The organism is Campylobacter concisus, from assembly GCF_050447505.1.
Taxonomy (GTDB): domain Bacteria; phylum Campylobacterota; class Campylobacteria; order Campylobacterales; family Campylobacteraceae; genus Campylobacter_A; species Campylobacter_A concisus_BP.
Map to the genome: position 1 here is coordinate 1,806,967 of NZ_JALMFZ010000001.1, position 13,818 is coordinate 1,820,784.

A 13,818-nucleotide genomic window follows, 5' to 3' on the forward strand; every position below is an offset into this window, starting at 1 on the left:
TTAAGTAGCTTCTGTAAAATTAGTTTTTTTAAATTTAAACCTGCCTCATCTACATCAAATTTCATCACGCCAAAATAAAATTTGACTATAAAACTAAAACCTATCATAGCGACACACAAACCCAACCAAATAACTTCAAATTTAACTTGTAAATTTAGTAGCGGCTGCGACTTTTGATTTGCCCAAATTTTAATAGCAAAGTTTTTTAAAAAATTAGACAAAGTAAGCCGTGTAAATTTAATACCCTATGAACTTAAATTTACTAACTTCAAAGTGGATAAATTTAGGCGTTTTTAAATTTAGAAGCCAAAATTTCAAATTTTACTTTGAAATTTCATCTTTTATCTTTTGATAAAGCTCCAAAATTTCATCTTTTTTGATGATGAAGCTATTTTTATTTGCGATCAGATAGGCTGAGCTTTGCATGATATCGCCAGCCACTTTTAGCCCATTTTGCTTCATGGTTGAGCCTGTCTCTACCACATCGACGATTGCGTCACTTAGCCCAACAAGCGGTGCAAGCTCGATCGAGCCATAAAGCTTGATGATCTTCACGCCAACGGCAAGCTTGGCAAAGTAGTTTCTCGTGATATTTGGCATCTTAGTAGCGATCTTTAACTCAGACCTTGAAAAGTCAAGCTCATCTTTGTTTTTTATGCCGATGCAGACCTTGCACTTGCCTATTTGCAGATCAAGTAGCCTCACTACATTTGGCTTATGCTCTTCAAGCACGTCAAGGCCGACCACGCCGATATCTGCAGCTCCTTCAGTGACGTATGTTGGTATGTCTTGGTTGCGAACCATTAAAAATCTAAAATTTCCCTCTTCAAGGATGAGTTTTCTATCCTCAAACATAAAGCTCGAACCAAAAATTTTTCTAAAAATTTCAAGTGTATCTTCTGCGATCCTGCCCTTTGGCAAGGCTACTGTTATCATTTTAAAATTTCCTTTTTCTCATCGATTATTTTTTGCATGGCGCGAAAGATCAGCATCTTGTCGCAAATGGCATTTTTAAAAAATTTAGACAAAAAGTCACCATCCCCGCCAGTAAAATAGACTTTTTTACTACCTGCTAACTTTGAAATAAGCGTGATAATGGGCTTTATGATGCCATAACTCACAGCGTCGCTCGTCTTTTGAGGCAACGCATCGATGTCTATTTGCGAATTTAGCGTCACATCAAGGCGTGGCGAGATGCTTTTATAGGCATTTAACATAGTTGAGATGCCAGGCAAGATGTAGCCGCCAAGATGAAGTGAGTTTGCCATTATATCGACGGTTATAGCACTTCCAGCATCTACTATAACACCATCATTTATCATATAGCACCCTGCTTTTCTATCTACACCTAGACCTTGATAGATCGTGTCTATCTCAAAGTAAGGCTCTAAATTTACAAACATTTCGTCATCATCTATCATGCGCAAAATTTCTTCATTTACGCAGATAAAATAGACCTTTTCGTCTGGCTTGTAGTTTTTAAATTCACTAACTTTTATGTGTGTGATCTTGCCATTTTGCAAAAAAGAGGCGTTGGTGTTGCCGATATCACACAAAATCATAACAGCTCCAGCCTTCTTCTTTTAAGTAGTTTAGGGATTTTGAGCAAATTTGAGAGTTGTAAAAGATCACACGTTTTTTGATCTTGGTTTGAAATTTTTCTTCAAATTTAGTGCAAATTTCATTTATCTCGCTGGCTTCTTTGAGCAAAAGCCTGCTCTTTGCACTTCTTAAAAAAACGATCTCGTAGAAATTTTTTGTATCAACACCAAAAAACGCTTCAAAAGAGCGTTTCTTGGTAAATTCGCTAAGGTCAAGTCTTTTTAGATCCCTTAGCAAGATCTTTTTAGCTTCGAAAAGCTCCCAAATTTTTTGGTTCATTGCCCTAGATTAACATACTCGTTATCGTAGTAAAATGCACCATTGCCCATGAAGCTTTTATCTTTTATCTCGTCACTAAATTCATAAATTTCAGCTCCGCTAAGGTCTAAATTTGTCTTTATAACATAGCCTGTTTTTTCGATGACATAAAGCTTATTGTTGATGATAGTAGCTGCTGAGAAGATAGCAAATTTGAAATTTACCTTATTTTGCTCTTTTAGCATGAGGTCTGTTCTTACGATCGTGCCATCTTTTTTAAAGATGTAAATTTCATCGTTATGAACTAGCACATCTTTGATCTCGCCGTCATAATAGACTGTCTGACTTGGGTTGATGACGATTAGTTTTTTAGCTGTTGCTGCGATTAGGTTATCGCCCTCAACGCCTAAAAATATGATGTTATTAAAGAAATTTTCAGAGCTTACGACAACGTCACGTAAAATTCTACCACTATCTTTTTGCACGATGTAAATTTTGCCATCTAGTGCTGGATATACGATGAGCGAGCTCATAAAATAAGGTGCCACAACTCTTGAATCAACCGCAGCGATGTCAGATGAGCTATACTCCATTAGTGTAGTAGCTGTGTTGATGTCGATTAGATAGATGTGGTTTGATGCACTGATGGCCGCAAGTTGGTTTTGATCAAGCGAGGCTGCTACGATCGCAGTTGGAAATTTACCGCTATAAACGCTGTGACCGCTAGGATCAGTCACGTTTAGATCGCCATTTATGCTAGCTGAGATGACAAAGCCATTGTTTTCGTTTAAGAAGTTGAAATTTTCAGGCAAGGTAACGCTTTTATTTAGCCCATTTTTAGTGATTATGTTGCCATTATCAAGCGTTGCGCCATTTGCATTTGCTGATTTGATGTAAGAAGGAAGATCTTTTGACAAAGATATCTCACCAGAAGTTTGCGCAGGCTCAAAATATTGTCTTTTTGTGCCGCATCCGCTTAGAACTAAAGCCATGGCAAATGCCAAGAATAGTGTAAGTTTTTTCATTATTTTATTCCCTGATAGTGTTTTAAATTTTTAACTAAAGTTTGTAGTTGTGAGTCAAGTGCGATCTTGTCAAATTCCACATTTGCCTCTTTGATTTTGTTTTGTTTTAAAAGCTCAAAACCTTTTAAAAGTGCGTTATATTCGCTTAAAATTTGAGTATTCGCATCGCCAGTTTGTGAAAGAATGATATCTTTTACGATCGGATTTACTTTTAAATTTACAAGCTCGCTAATGCCTTTTGTATCGTTTTTATCGAGCATTTGCCCAAGTGAAAAAAGTGCATATAAGCTTGGCTCTTTCTCCTTTAAAACATTTAAAGCACTTGCGTCATTTGGGTTTAAGATAAGCTTTGAATAGGCTAAATTTGCCTCCTCAACTCTGTTGTCGTTTAAAACCTTACTAGCGTAAAATCCTATGAGTGCGACGATAGCTACCACGCATAGCACGATCAGCAAAGTTTTGTATTTCCTAAAAAAACGCTCTCCCTTGATCATACCCTCAAGAAACTGCTCTTGAGCGTCGATCTCTTTTTTTATCTCGGTTAAGTCTTCTTTTATAGCCAACGTTTTTCCTTGTTTTTGAAAAATTTTAATTCGCAGATTTTAGCATAATTAAATTAAAAGTAGCCCAAAATTAAAGCTTGAATGTGATATAATGCCTCAAAATCAATTAAAAGGTTGCTTAATAATGCAAATAGACGACACTCTCTTAAATAAACTAGAAAAACTCTCAGCATTACAAATTAATGATGAAAAAAGAGAAGAGATCAAGAAGCAATTAAGTGAAATCGTATCTTTTGTCGATGTTTTAAACGAGCTTGATCTAAGCAGCGATGAGGCCGTAGTTAGCTCTATAAAAGGCGGCACTCCATTAAGAGAAGATGAACCACATTTAAGTGACGTTGTAGATGAAATTTTAAAGCACGCCCCTTCACGCGAAGGACACTTTTTTGCCGTGCCAAAGATCATAGAGTAAAATATGGATCTAATCGAACAACTAAGAGCACAAAGCTCGGACGCTCAAATCAAAGCATCAGAGAGCAATCTCTCTGGTGACATCCAAACGCTTCTAAAAACCGTTGTTTTTAATAAAGCTAGTGACCTTCACCTAGTCTCAAGGTCTGAGCCACAAATAAGGATAGATGGTACTTTAAGGCCACTTGAATTTGGCGTGCTAAGTGGCAAAGATATAGAAAATTTATGCTACGCGCTTATCACAGACGCCCAAAAAAGCGAGCTTGAGAACAACAAAGAGCTTGACTTTGCCATAGAGCTTCCAAATATCGGCCGCTTTCGTGGCAACTACTACTACACGATGAATGGTGATCTAGCGGCAGCTTTTCGTATCATACCTATCGATATACCTTCGCTTGATGATCTAAATGCACCACAAATTTTTAAATATATCATCAAACGAGAAAAAGGCCTTATTCTAGTTACTGGACCAACGGGCAGTGGTAAATCAACAACGCTTGCGGCGATGCTTAATGAGATAAATTTAAATTATAGAAAGCACATCATTACCGTTGAGGACCCAGTTGAGTTTGTACATAACAACAAAAAAGCGCTATTTTCACATAGAAATATAGGCACCGACACGCACTCTTACTCAAAAGCGCTAAAATTTGCACTTCGTGAAGACCCTGATATCATACTTGTGGGCGAGATGAGGGATAGAGAGACGATCTCTACAGCCATTACAGCGGCTGAGACTGGACACCTAGTCTTTGGCACGCTTCACACAAACTCGACTATACAAACTATAAATAGGATCGTTGATAGCTTCGATGGAAGCGAGCAGCTTCAAGTAAGAAATATGCTTAGCGTTTCGCTAACTGCCGTCATCTCACAAAGTCTGATACCAAAAATAGGCGGCGGAAGGTGTGCTGTACATGAAATTTTGATAAATAACATGGCGATATCAAACTTGATACGCGAAAACAAAGTGCATCAAATTTACTCTCAAATGCAGCTAAATCAGCAACAAACTGGCATGAGCACGCAGACTCAAGCACTGATGAAAGCGCTAAAAGAGGGCTTGATCACAAAAGAAAACGCGCTAGCCTACTCAACTAGCCAGCAAGAACTTCAAAATTTAATAGGAACTGTATGATGGATTTAGTAACTTGGTTTGACATTATCATTATCGCCCTTGTCTTGATGCTGGGCGTAAAGGGCATAATAAATGGCCTCATAAAAGAGACTTTTGGGCTCATCGGACTTATCGGAGGTTTAGTTGTTGCTAGCAGGTTTTCAGATGTGGCTGAGGGTTTTATAAGTAAAAATATATATAAATTTGAAAATGCTTCGTTGCTGCAGTTTGTCGCATTTATCGGACTTTGGCTAGTTTTTTGGCTGGTTTGTCTGCTGGTTGGTAAATTTTTATCAAAGATAGTTTCAGTAAGTGGGCTTGGCTTTTTAGATAGGCTTGGTGGATTTGTCATGGGAAGTGGCAAAATTTTCCTCACATTTTCAGCAGTTGTTGCCGTGATGTCAGGCACTTCGCTAAACAAAATGATCGAGCCATACTTTACAAACAGCAAGGTTTATCCGCTTTTACTTGAGACTGGCAGATGGATAACAAACGTCGATATGAAAAATATCAAAAACGAAATAGACGAAATGGTAGCAAGACCAAAGGATACAAACAAAACTGACGCGTTTATATCAATGGATGCAAATGCGAGCACAAATACCGACACAAACGTCACCAAAGGGGAGTGAGATGATAGAAAATTTAGAATACGATGCGTTACTTGAGAAATTTAAAAGAGTTCTTCGCGACAATGGTTTAAAATATACAAAACAGCGTGAAATTTTGCTAAAAACGCTTTATAACAACGACGAACACTTTACGCCAGAGAGGCTATATCTTTTTATAAAAGAGACCTACCCTGAGCTAAATATCGGCATCGCAACCGTTTATAGAACGCTAAATTTACTTGAAGAATCAGAGATGGTAACATCTATTAGCTTTGGTTCGCAAGGCAAGAAATTTGAGCTTGCCACAAAGCCACACCACGACCACATGATATGCAGAAAATGCGGCCTTATCATAGAGTTTGAAGATACTATGATAGAAAAAAGGCAGATAAGCATCGCAAAAGAGCATGGCTTTAAACTAACTGGTCACATGATGCAGCTTTATGGAATTTGCGAAAAATGTTCAAAAAATAATATAAAGGGAAAGTAAGGTGATATTTGACAACCAACACGAAATTCAAAGATTAGAAAGCATAGATGAGCTTAGAAATTTAGGCATAAATCCATATCCACATTTTCTTAGAAGAGATATGAATATCTCTAAATTTAGACTTAAATTTAACTATATAAAAGATACAGAAGAGAAAAAAGCAGAGGGGCAGCTAGTTGGCCTTGCAGGCAGGATAAAGCTGATCCGTGACGCTGGTAAAGCGGTCTTTGCAAACATCGAAGACGAAAATGGAAATTTACAAATTTATTTTAGCAACAAGACGCTTGATCCAGAGTGGTTTAAAATCGTTAAGAAATATGTAGAAATAGGCGATATCGTCTATGTTAGAGGCTACGCTTTTATAACAAAAACTGGCGAATTTTCAATGCATGTAAATGAGCTTAGCTTAGCTACAAAATCAATAAGTCCGCTTCCAGAGAAGTACCACGGGCTAGTTGATGTAGAGACAAGATACCGCCAAAGATACCTTGATATGATAATGAACCCTGAAGTTAGGGCTGACTTTAAAAAGCGCTCGGTGATTATAAGCACGATTAGAAGATTTTTTGAAGAAAAGGGCTTTTTAGAGGTTGAAACTCCGATGCTTCACCCAATAGCTGGCGGCGCAAATGCAAAACCATTTGTGACATTTCACAACGCTCTTGGAGTTGAGAGATACCTAAGAATCGCTCCCGAGCTATATCTAAAACGCCTTGTAGTTGGCGGTTTTGAAGCTGTTTATGAGATGAATAGAAACTTCAGAAATGAGGGTATGGATCTAACCCACAACCCTGAATTTACAAGCATAGAGTTTTACTGGGCATACCACAACTACCATGATCTAATGGGCATCACAGAGGATCTATTTAATGTCATTTTAGAAAAACTTGGCATGGAGAAAGTGATAAATTTTGATGGCATGGAGATTGATTTTAGCAAGCCATTTAAACGCATAAGCTATAAAAAAGCCTTAGTTGAGATAGGCGGACTTGCTGAAGATGTCGTAAGTGATAAAGATAAAATTTTAGCAAAACTAAGAGCTGATGGCTTTGAGGCAAACGAGAAGCTTGACCTTGGCCACTTGCAGGCTGAACTTTTTGATAACTACGTAGAGAGCAAGCTAATACACCCAACTTTTGTCATCGACTATCCGATCTCTATAAGCCCACTTTCAAGAAGAAGCGACACAAATCCTGACGTAGCAGAGAGATTTGAGCTATTTATCGCTGGTAGAGAGCTGGCAAATGGCTTTAACGAGCTAAATGATCCAATTGATCAATACAACCGCTTTAAAGCGCAGATCGACGCTAAAAATGCAGGCGATGACGAGGCTCACGAGATGGACGAGGACTATGTAAAAGCCCTAGGATACGGCATGCCACCAGTTGCAGGCGAAGGCATAGGCATCGATAGGCTTGTCATGCTTTTAACAGATAAAAAATCAATACGCGACGTTGTCCTCTTCCCAGCGATGAGGCCACTAAAAACTGAGACAAAGGAGAACGAAAAATGAGTTTGCAAAGCTATGATAAAGATATTTACGACCTAGTAAATTTAGAGTTAAAACGCCAGTGTGACCACCTTGAGATGATCGCTAGCGAAAATTTCACATATCCAGAAGTCATGGAGGTGATGGGTTCAATCCTAACAAACAAATACGCCGAAGGCTACCCTGGCAAGAGATATTATGGTGGCTGCGAATTTGTCGATGAGATCGAGCAAATCGCGATCGATAGATGCAAAGAGCTTTTTGGATGCGAATTTGCAAACGTTCAGCCAAACTCAGGCTCTCAGGCAAACCAAGGCGTTTATGGTGCTTTGCTTAACCCAGGCGATAAAATTTTAGGCATGGATCTAAGCCACGGCGGACACCTAACACACGGCGCAAAGGTAAGCAGCTCTGGCAAGATGTATGAGAGCTTCTTTTACGGCGTTGAGCTTGATGGTCGCATAAACTACGATAGAGTTATGGATATCGCAAAGATAGTAAAACCAAAGATGATCGTTTGTGGCGCGAGCGCATACACAAGAGAGATCGAGTTTAAGAAATTTAGAGAGATAGCTGACGCTGTTGGCGCGATACTTTTTGCAGACGTTGCCCACATCGCTGGCCTAGTCGTAGCCGGTGAGCATCAAAATCCTTTCCCACACTGCGACGTCGTAAGCTCAACTACGCATAAAACTCTAAGAGGCCCAAGAGGCGGCATCATCATGACAAACAACGAAGAGTACGCTAAAAAGATAAACTCTTCTATATTCCCAGGCATCCAGGGCGGACCACTAGTTCATGTCATCGCTGCAAAAGCAGTTGGCTTTAAGCACAACCTTAGCCCTGAGTGGAAAATTTATGCTAAACAAGTAAAAGCAAACGCTAAAAAACTTGGCGAAGTGCTAATAAGCAGAGGCTTTGATCTAGTAAGTGGCGGCACTGATAACCACCTAATCCTAATGAGCTTCTTAAACCGCGATTTTAGTGGAAAAGACGCAGATATCGCTCTTGGAAATGCCGGCATAACAGTAAATAAAAACACAGTCCCAGGTGAGACAAGAAGTCCGTTTATCACAAGCGGCATACGTGTAGGTAGCCCAGCTCTTACAGCTCGTGGCATGAAAGAGGCTGAATTTGAGCTAATAGCAAACAAGATCGCCGACGTTCTAAGCGATATTAACAACACCTCTTTGCAAGAGAAGACAAAAGCCGAACTAGTCGATCTTGCTCATAAATTTATAATCTATGATAAAGCGACATTTTGATGCAAAGTATTGATACATCTCTTATAAAGATAATAACAACCCACTACTACATCAAACGTGACACGATCGTCAATAAGATAGAGTATAAGGGTAAAATTTTCTTTGATAAATTTGAAAAGATCAACGAACCACTAACTTATAGTGTCATAAAAGAGCATGAAGAGGGCAAAGCTATAATCGCCCACTCGCTAATCAATGCAAGTGACAAGGTCGAAAATATAGTCTTTGACTACAACGGCAGAACTCCAGATAGGTTTTGGCATAGAGCTCAACTTCTTTTAAGAGAAGAAGGCTTTATAAATTTCACAGCCTACGAGACCAAGACGCCAGGACATTTACACCTTTATGTGCATAAAGGTCACACTACGCTAAATGAGGCTTGTACGCTTGCAAATATGCTAAGCGCAAAGCTCTCACAAAAGTTAGCCAAAGAGTGGAGAATGTTCCCAAATATCGACATGCCAAAAGAATTTAACATCCTAACTTTGCCATATAACCTCTATCAAAAAGAGCGCGGGGCAAGTTGGTCAAAATATATGTAAGGAGAGATAATGGAAAACGAAGAGTTAAAAGATATACTTTTAGAAAAAGATGATGAGGCAAAGGGCGCGAAACTAAAGAAACTTCTTATGTTTATAGCAGCTCTTGTTATACTATTTTTAATCATCATCGTAGCCATGAAGCTTATAAACTCAGGCGACTCAACACAAGCACAAAACGAAGCTGACTCAAGACTAGTTCTGCCTCCAGTGCCAGCAGAGCAGCCAGTCGATACACAGGTGCCTGCACAAGATACAAATTCAGATGTTAAAAAAGGCGATACTCAACTTTTCGAGCAAGTGCCTATCGTGCCTGAAAACAAGCAACAAGATGATTTTGAAGATATGATCAAAAAGCTAAAAGACAAAGAAGGTGCAAAATCAGCTCCTAAAACTGAAGAGCCAAAAGAGGTAGTAAAAGCTGTCGAGCATCCAGCTGAAACACCTAAAAAAGCTGAGACAAAGGTAGAAGCTCCAGCTAAAAAAGCTGAAACAAAAAGCGAAGCTAAAGCAGAGAAAAAAGCTGAAGCAAAGCCAGCCAAAACTGAGGCAAAAGCAGAGAAGAAAGCTGAAACTAAAGCTGAGAAAAAACCTGAAACTAAGGTAGAAAAAAAGGTTGAAGCTCCTGCAAAAGCAGAAAAAGTGGAGAAAAAAGTTGAAGCTCCAGCAAAAGCCGAGAGCGTTGCAAAAGGCTCTTATGTTCAAGTATTTGCAACTAGCAAATTTAACCCAAATGCCGACTATATGAAAAAAATAGCAGCCAAAGGTTATAGCTACAAAACTATAAAAGCTGGCGAGCTAACTAAAATTTTAGTTGGTCCATTTGATGAAAAAGGGCTACAAAAAGCTGTAAATGACATAAGAAAAGATGTCAATAAAGACGCTTTTGTCTTTAGAGCAAAATGAAAACCTTCGCAGTTTTTGGAGATCCGATAGCTCACTCGGTATCTCCAAGACTACACAACAAAGCCATTGCCGATCTAGCTCTTGATGCCCTATATACTAGGGTTTTGCTAAAAGATGGCAATGAGCTAATCAATAAATTTAAATCCCTAAAACTAAACGGCGCAAATGTCACACTCCCACATAAAGAATTTGCTCTAAATTTAGCCGACGACGCCTCAGAGACAGCCCAAAAAATAGGCTCTGCAAACACCTTGGTGCTAAAAAATGAGAAAATTTATGCCTACAACACTGACGCACCTGGCTTTTTAAAAGCGATATCAAATTTCAAAGAGGCAAAAAGCGCTATCATCCTTGGAGCTGGAGGCACCGCAAATGCCCTAGCCTACGCACTTAGATCGAAAAACATAGATGTTTGCATACTAAATAGAAGCAAGGCAAGACTTGATAAATTTAAAGATCACTATGAGTGCTTTAGCTGGGATGACTATAAAGAGCATAAATTTGATCTGGTGGTAAATTCGACCTCAGCAGGGCTAAAAGATGATCTTTTGCCAGCACCAAAAGAGATTTTAGATGGCATTTTAAAAAGCGCTAAATTTGCATTTGATGTGATATACGGCAAGCAAACGCCATTTTTAAAAGAGGCTAAAAGGCAAAATTTAGCATGCAAATACGGAGCTGATATGCTCTTGTACCAAGCGGTTTTAGCATTAAATTTATTTTATAACAGCAGCCTTGATGAGAAAAAGATAGAAATTTCTATGCGAGAGGCTCTTAGTTTATAGAGCTCTTGCAAGAGTGCATTAAACAAAATGGAAAAATCATCAAGCTTGATAAATAAGGCTCTAAAGCTTAGCGATATAAATTTTAACTCCTTTAGCCACTCTAAAAACTGGATAGGCTTTTTTGAGATAGAGGATGAAAGCTGGGCTTCTGGTGTAGATACCGCGCTAAAGCTTTTTGATAAATATTTTAATAAATTTAAAAAAGAGGTATTTGTCATAAGCGCCTTAAACTACGACGATACTAACTTGAGCGATGAAACGCTTGAAATAAAACATTTGCACGATAAATTTAAAAAGCTAGGCATCTTGCAAGAGCTAAATGAGCACTTTGACCTTGGTTTAGATGGTGAGATTTTGCTACCTGCCATCTGCCTTAGGATAGATGCTTTGAAATTTGATGAGATCAAAGATCTGGCTAAACTACTCATGCTCTACACATACTCCTTAAATGAGTGGTGCTTTTTTATCTTTCCAAGCCTAAATTTAGCACTTTATCCGCATGATGAGAGAGGTTTTGGATGCATAGGGCTAAATGACGATACAAAAAATGGAAGAGAATTTCTGGAATTTTGTAAAAAAGGGAAAAATGCAAAGGTTGTTTTAAAAGAGCAAAATAGCAAATAAATTTTAAAATCACACAAAACCAAAAAGCCTCCCTTGCCAAAGCAAAGGAGGAAAATTTTTATTTCTCAAAAGCTTTTTGCAAGCTAAATGGAAACGCCTGATAGCCCATAGCATTTGTCATCTTTATCTCGATGCTAGGCTCTTTTGCGCCCCACTCAAACTCATCGATGTGTGGGCTAGGAAGTCCTACTGGGCGACCTTTTGCGATGTCAAACTGCATGCCAGCAACAGCTGAATAGACCATCACGCTATCAAGGTCATCTTGATACTGCGTAAGGCTAGTAACTGAGCTATACCACTCTTTGCCGCGCTCTTTGCCGTACTCCCAGATCTGCTCAACGGTCTTTTTGTTCTCATCGATCTTATAAACGACCGCGCGAGAGTACTTCATGCCAGCGATGGCTGGTTGCTCCATGCCCCTCGTGTCGCCGTTGTCAAAAACACTTAGATAAATTTCGCCTTTTTTAGACTTGCTATCTATCCTAAATGCCGTGTGTTGCGTCCATTGCCAGTCAAAGCCACCTTTGTCGCTCTCGTATCCTGGGCATTTTGAGTACTCATCTTCGCAGACTATTTTGTTGCCTTTGCTATCAACTGGTTGAAGTAGTTTATCTTTAAATTTATCGCTCCAGCCCTTGTGAGCGCCCATGATCCATTTTACTTGTTTATCACGGCCGATCTTTATAACTGCGTCTTGGTGGCGGCTTGAGATGATGATACTATCATCGCTTGGGTCGTAATCCACGCTATTTACGTGCGCCCAGTTGCGTCCTGGACCTGCGCCAACTATGTCGCCCCACTGATCGTGTGTATCCATAGACTGAAGCTCATCAGAGCTTGCAGTATGACCTGCTTTTTTAGCGTCTATATTTAAGCAAACTGCGCCTTGATCAAGCGTTTTTAGCACGATATCGCGGTAAGGATCTAAAATTTCATATAGTCTAAAGTCATCAACTACGTTGCCGTCGCGGTCAAGCTCGACGATCACGTCGCGCACTGTTCTTACGTTTTTACCATCAGCCCTTTTGTAGTCAGCATTTGCCACACGCAAGAAGTAGTGCCCGTTTTGTGCTACATCCATTGAGTGAGAGAAGTCGTTGTAGCTAGCTGGTAGCTCGCGGTTGAAAATTTCTCTACCCATGATGTCGTATTTTGCGTATCTTTGGCCATATCCCCAAGTCATCGCACCGTCGTCATTTTGCTTAAAGCCCATCATTACACCAGCGTGAAATGGCTGTTTAAGATCGTAAATTTTACTTGGCTCAAGGTACCATCTAACCTCGCCTTTTGTATCAAGGATGAAGTTATTTGGGCTGTAGTTCCACTCGATCGCACCGCCAGCTGGGTTGTTCCAAACGACTTTTGTGCCCTTGCCTGTTTTATTTACAAAGTTATTTACGTAGTAGAGGCGGTTTGCAAATTTAGCACTCGCAGGCTTAGTAACCTCGATCTTATCAAATAGCGCGCCCTTTTGATTTGGCGTGCCAGCACTCTCTAGGTAGATAGCTGGGGCGTAAATTTTATAGCTCTCTTTTATATGCTCAGTCTTGCCCTTGTAGCTCTTGTCGTACTCGACTTCAACGGTGTTTTGATAGTCAGGGTACATACCAAAAACTGGGATGCCACCATGTGTGCGAAGATGCTTGTCAGCCACTTTGTAGCTTATAGTTTGACCGCCTTGTTTTGGCACGATAGTGACCTTAGCGTTGCTTAGTGTGTAGCCGCCATTTTTGATGACTGCAGTAAGAGGCGCTGTGTCGTAAGGATTTACCACTACTTCGCCGATCTGCCCAGTTATAGCGTAGTCAAGTTTAGCTCCGCTTGGACCACCAATGGCAAAAGCAGCCGTACAAAGTGCAGAAGCAAGCGCAACAGAACACAAAGTCTTTCTCATAACATCTCCTTTAGATAAATTTTATAAACCTTACTCGTAAGACTTATAAAATTTAGAAAAAGCCTTGGCAAAAACCAAGGCTTAAATCAGTAAAAGGAATAACAAAAATGATTTGCTTTGTGTGTAATTGTAGTAAATCTTTATAACATAAATTTCACGCTAAAGTTAATACTAGCTTAAAATTTAAAAATATATTTAAAATTTATTAAATTGCGTATCGAGCCTCGTTATCTTCGCCA

Annotated in this window: 16 protein-coding genes; 10 read left to right on the top strand and 6 right to left on the bottom strand. The window is 39.4% G+C overall.

Annotated features, from left to right (window positions below; all coding sequences use genetic code 11):
* Positions 1–321: 321 nt before the first annotated feature.
* Genes hisG through MTT09_RS09125 form a run of 5 tightly spaced genes read right to left on the bottom strand, consistent with a single transcriptional unit; the run spans position 322 to position 3,448 of the window.
* On the bottom strand, positions 322–936 hold the full coding sequence (hisG, locus tag MTT09_RS09105; RefSeq protein WP_429803588.1) for an ATP phosphoribosyltransferase: 615 nt from the start codon (positions 934–936) through the stop codon (positions 322–324).
* Positions 933–1,562, bottom strand: coding sequence for a type III pantothenate kinase (locus MTT09_RS09110; RefSeq protein WP_429803589.1), 630 nt, complete (start codon positions 1,560–1,562; stop codon positions 933–935). The genes hisG and MTT09_RS09110 overlap by 4 nt, the downstream gene beginning before the upstream one ends.
* Complete coding sequence (locus MTT09_RS09115; protein ID WP_429803590.1) at positions 1,549–1,881, bottom strand: hypothetical protein; 333 nt, start codon at positions 1,879–1,881, stop codon at positions 1,549–1,551. Before MTT09_RS09115 ends, MTT09_RS09110 begins: the two co-directional genes overlap by 14 nt.
* The gene (locus MTT09_RS09120) at positions 1,878–2,885 is read right to left on the bottom strand and encodes an L-seryl-tRNA selenium transferase (RefSeq protein WP_148803526.1); all 1,008 of its coding nucleotides are present in this window, start codon (positions 2,883–2,885) and stop codon (positions 1,878–1,880) included. The genes MTT09_RS09115 and MTT09_RS09120 overlap by 4 nt, the downstream gene beginning before the upstream one ends.
* Positions 2,885–3,448 carry a hypothetical protein gene (locus MTT09_RS09125; protein ID WP_149714010.1) on the bottom strand — a complete coding sequence of 188 codons (564 nt, stop codon included), beginning with the start codon at positions 3,446–3,448 and terminating at the stop codon, positions 2,885–2,887. The genes MTT09_RS09120 and MTT09_RS09125 overlap by 1 nt, the downstream gene beginning before the upstream one ends.
* A 124-nt stretch (positions 3,449–3,572) precedes the next feature.
* Between MTT09_RS09125 and gatC the strand changes: the two genes are divergently transcribed.
* Genes gatC through MTT09_RS09175 form a run of 10 tightly spaced genes read left to right on the top strand, consistent with a single transcriptional unit; the run spans position 3,573 to position 11,685 of the window.
* Entirely contained in the window at positions 3,573–3,860 is a 288-nt protein-coding gene (gatC, locus tag MTT09_RS09130; RefSeq protein ID WP_021085025.1) for an Asp-tRNA(Asn)/Glu-tRNA(Gln) amidotransferase subunit GatC, read from the top strand.
* Positions 3,861–3,863: 3 nt separating this feature from the next.
* Complete coding sequence (locus MTT09_RS09135; protein WP_429803591.1) at positions 3,864–4,997, top strand: type IV pilus twitching motility protein PilT; 1,134 nt, start codon at positions 3,864–3,866, stop codon at positions 4,995–4,997.
* On the top strand, positions 4,997–5,608 hold the full coding sequence (locus tag MTT09_RS09140; protein WP_103558726.1) for a CvpA family protein: 612 nt from the start codon (positions 4,997–4,999) through the stop codon (positions 5,606–5,608). The genes MTT09_RS09135 and MTT09_RS09140 overlap by 1 nt, the downstream gene beginning before the upstream one ends.
* Position 5,609: 1 nt before the next feature.
* Complete coding sequence (locus MTT09_RS09145; RefSeq protein ID WP_429803592.1) at positions 5,610–6,077, top strand: Fur family transcriptional regulator; 468 nt, start codon at positions 5,610–5,612, stop codon at positions 6,075–6,077.
* A 4-nt stretch (positions 6,078–6,081) separates the two neighbouring features.
* Positions 6,082–7,590, top strand: coding sequence for a lysine--tRNA ligase (gene lysS / locus MTT09_RS09150; RefSeq protein ID WP_234409671.1), 1,509 nt, complete (start codon positions 6,082–6,084; stop codon positions 7,588–7,590).
* On the top strand, positions 7,587–8,831 hold the full coding sequence (locus MTT09_RS09155; RefSeq protein WP_429803593.1) for a serine hydroxymethyltransferase: 1,245 nt from the start codon (positions 7,587–7,589) through the stop codon (positions 8,829–8,831). Before lysS ends, MTT09_RS09155 begins: the two co-directional genes overlap by 4 nt.
* Entirely contained in the window at positions 8,831–9,373 is a 543-nt protein-coding gene (locus tag MTT09_RS09160) for a DUF1882 domain-containing protein (RefSeq protein WP_429803594.1), read from the top strand. The genes MTT09_RS09155 and MTT09_RS09160 overlap by 1 nt, the downstream gene beginning before the upstream one ends.
* Before the next feature lie 9 nt (positions 9,374–9,382).
* Positions 9,383–10,276, top strand: coding sequence for an SPOR domain-containing protein (locus tag MTT09_RS09165; protein WP_429803595.1), 894 nt, complete (start codon positions 9,383–9,385; stop codon positions 10,274–10,276).
* Complete coding sequence (locus MTT09_RS09170; RefSeq protein ID WP_103644801.1) at positions 10,273–11,061, top strand: shikimate dehydrogenase; 789 nt, start codon at positions 10,273–10,275, stop codon at positions 11,059–11,061. The genes MTT09_RS09165 and MTT09_RS09170 overlap by 4 nt, the downstream gene beginning before the upstream one ends.
* Positions 11,062–11,088: 27 nt before the next feature.
* Positions 11,089–11,685 carry a hypothetical protein gene (locus MTT09_RS09175; protein ID WP_429803596.1) on the top strand — a complete coding sequence of 199 codons (597 nt, stop codon included), beginning with the start codon at positions 11,089–11,091 and terminating at the stop codon, positions 11,683–11,685.
* 58 nt (positions 11,686–11,743) lie between these two features.
* Here MTT09_RS09175 and MTT09_RS09180 read toward each other — a convergent pair whose 3' ends face one another.
* Positions 11,744–13,579: an aryl-sulfate sulfotransferase gene (locus MTT09_RS09180; protein WP_429803597.1), complete on the bottom strand. Its 1,836-nt coding sequence runs from the start codon at positions 13,577–13,579 to the stop codon at positions 11,744–11,746.
* Between the last annotated feature and the right edge of the window lie 239 nt (positions 13,580–13,818).

What these genes read in the sequence shown, in the direction of transcription:
- hisG (WP_429803588.1), bottom strand. Translation starts at nt 936, where the DNA reads ATGATAACAGTAGCCTTGCCAAAGGGCAGGATCGCAGAAGATACACTT.
- MTT09_RS09110 (WP_429803589.1), bottom strand. Translation starts at nt 1,562, where the DNA reads ATGATTTTGTGTGATATCGGCAACACCAACGCCTCTTTTTTGCAAAAT.
- MTT09_RS09115 (WP_429803590.1), bottom strand. Translation starts at nt 1,881, where the DNA reads ATGAACCAAAAAATTTGGGAGCTTTTCGAAGCTAAAAAGATCTTGCTA.
- MTT09_RS09120 (WP_148803526.1), bottom strand. Translation starts at nt 2,885, where the DNA reads ATGAAAAAACTTACACTATTCTTGGCATTTGCCATGGCTTTAGTTCTA.
- gatC (WP_021085025.1), top strand. Translation starts at nt 3,573, where the DNA reads ATGCAAATAGACGACACTCTCTTAAATAAACTAGAAAAACTCTCAGCA.
- MTT09_RS09135 (WP_429803591.1), top strand. Translation starts at nt 3,864, where the DNA reads ATGGATCTAATCGAACAACTAAGAGCACAAAGCTCGGACGCTCAAATC.
- MTT09_RS09140 (WP_103558726.1), top strand. Translation starts at nt 4,997, where the DNA reads ATGGATTTAGTAACTTGGTTTGACATTATCATTATCGCCCTTGTCTTG.
- MTT09_RS09145 (WP_429803592.1), top strand. Translation starts at nt 5,610, where the DNA reads ATGATAGAAAATTTAGAATACGATGCGTTACTTGAGAAATTTAAAAGA.
- MTT09_RS09155 (WP_429803593.1), top strand. Translation starts at nt 7,587, where the DNA reads ATGAGTTTGCAAAGCTATGATAAAGATATTTACGACCTAGTAAATTTA.
- MTT09_RS09160 (WP_429803594.1), top strand. Translation starts at nt 8,831, where the DNA reads ATGCAAAGTATTGATACATCTCTTATAAAGATAATAACAACCCACTAC.
- MTT09_RS09165 (WP_429803595.1), top strand. Translation starts at nt 9,383, where the DNA reads ATGGAAAACGAAGAGTTAAAAGATATACTTTTAGAAAAAGATGATGAG.
- MTT09_RS09170 (WP_103644801.1), top strand. Translation starts at nt 10,273, where the DNA reads ATGAAAACCTTCGCAGTTTTTGGAGATCCGATAGCTCACTCGGTATCT.
- MTT09_RS09175 (WP_429803596.1), top strand. Translation starts at nt 11,089, where the DNA reads ATGGAAAAATCATCAAGCTTGATAAATAAGGCTCTAAAGCTTAGCGAT.
- MTT09_RS09180 (WP_429803597.1), bottom strand. Translation starts at nt 13,579, where the DNA reads ATGAGAAAGACTTTGTGTTCTGTTGCGCTTGCTTCTGCACTTTGTACG.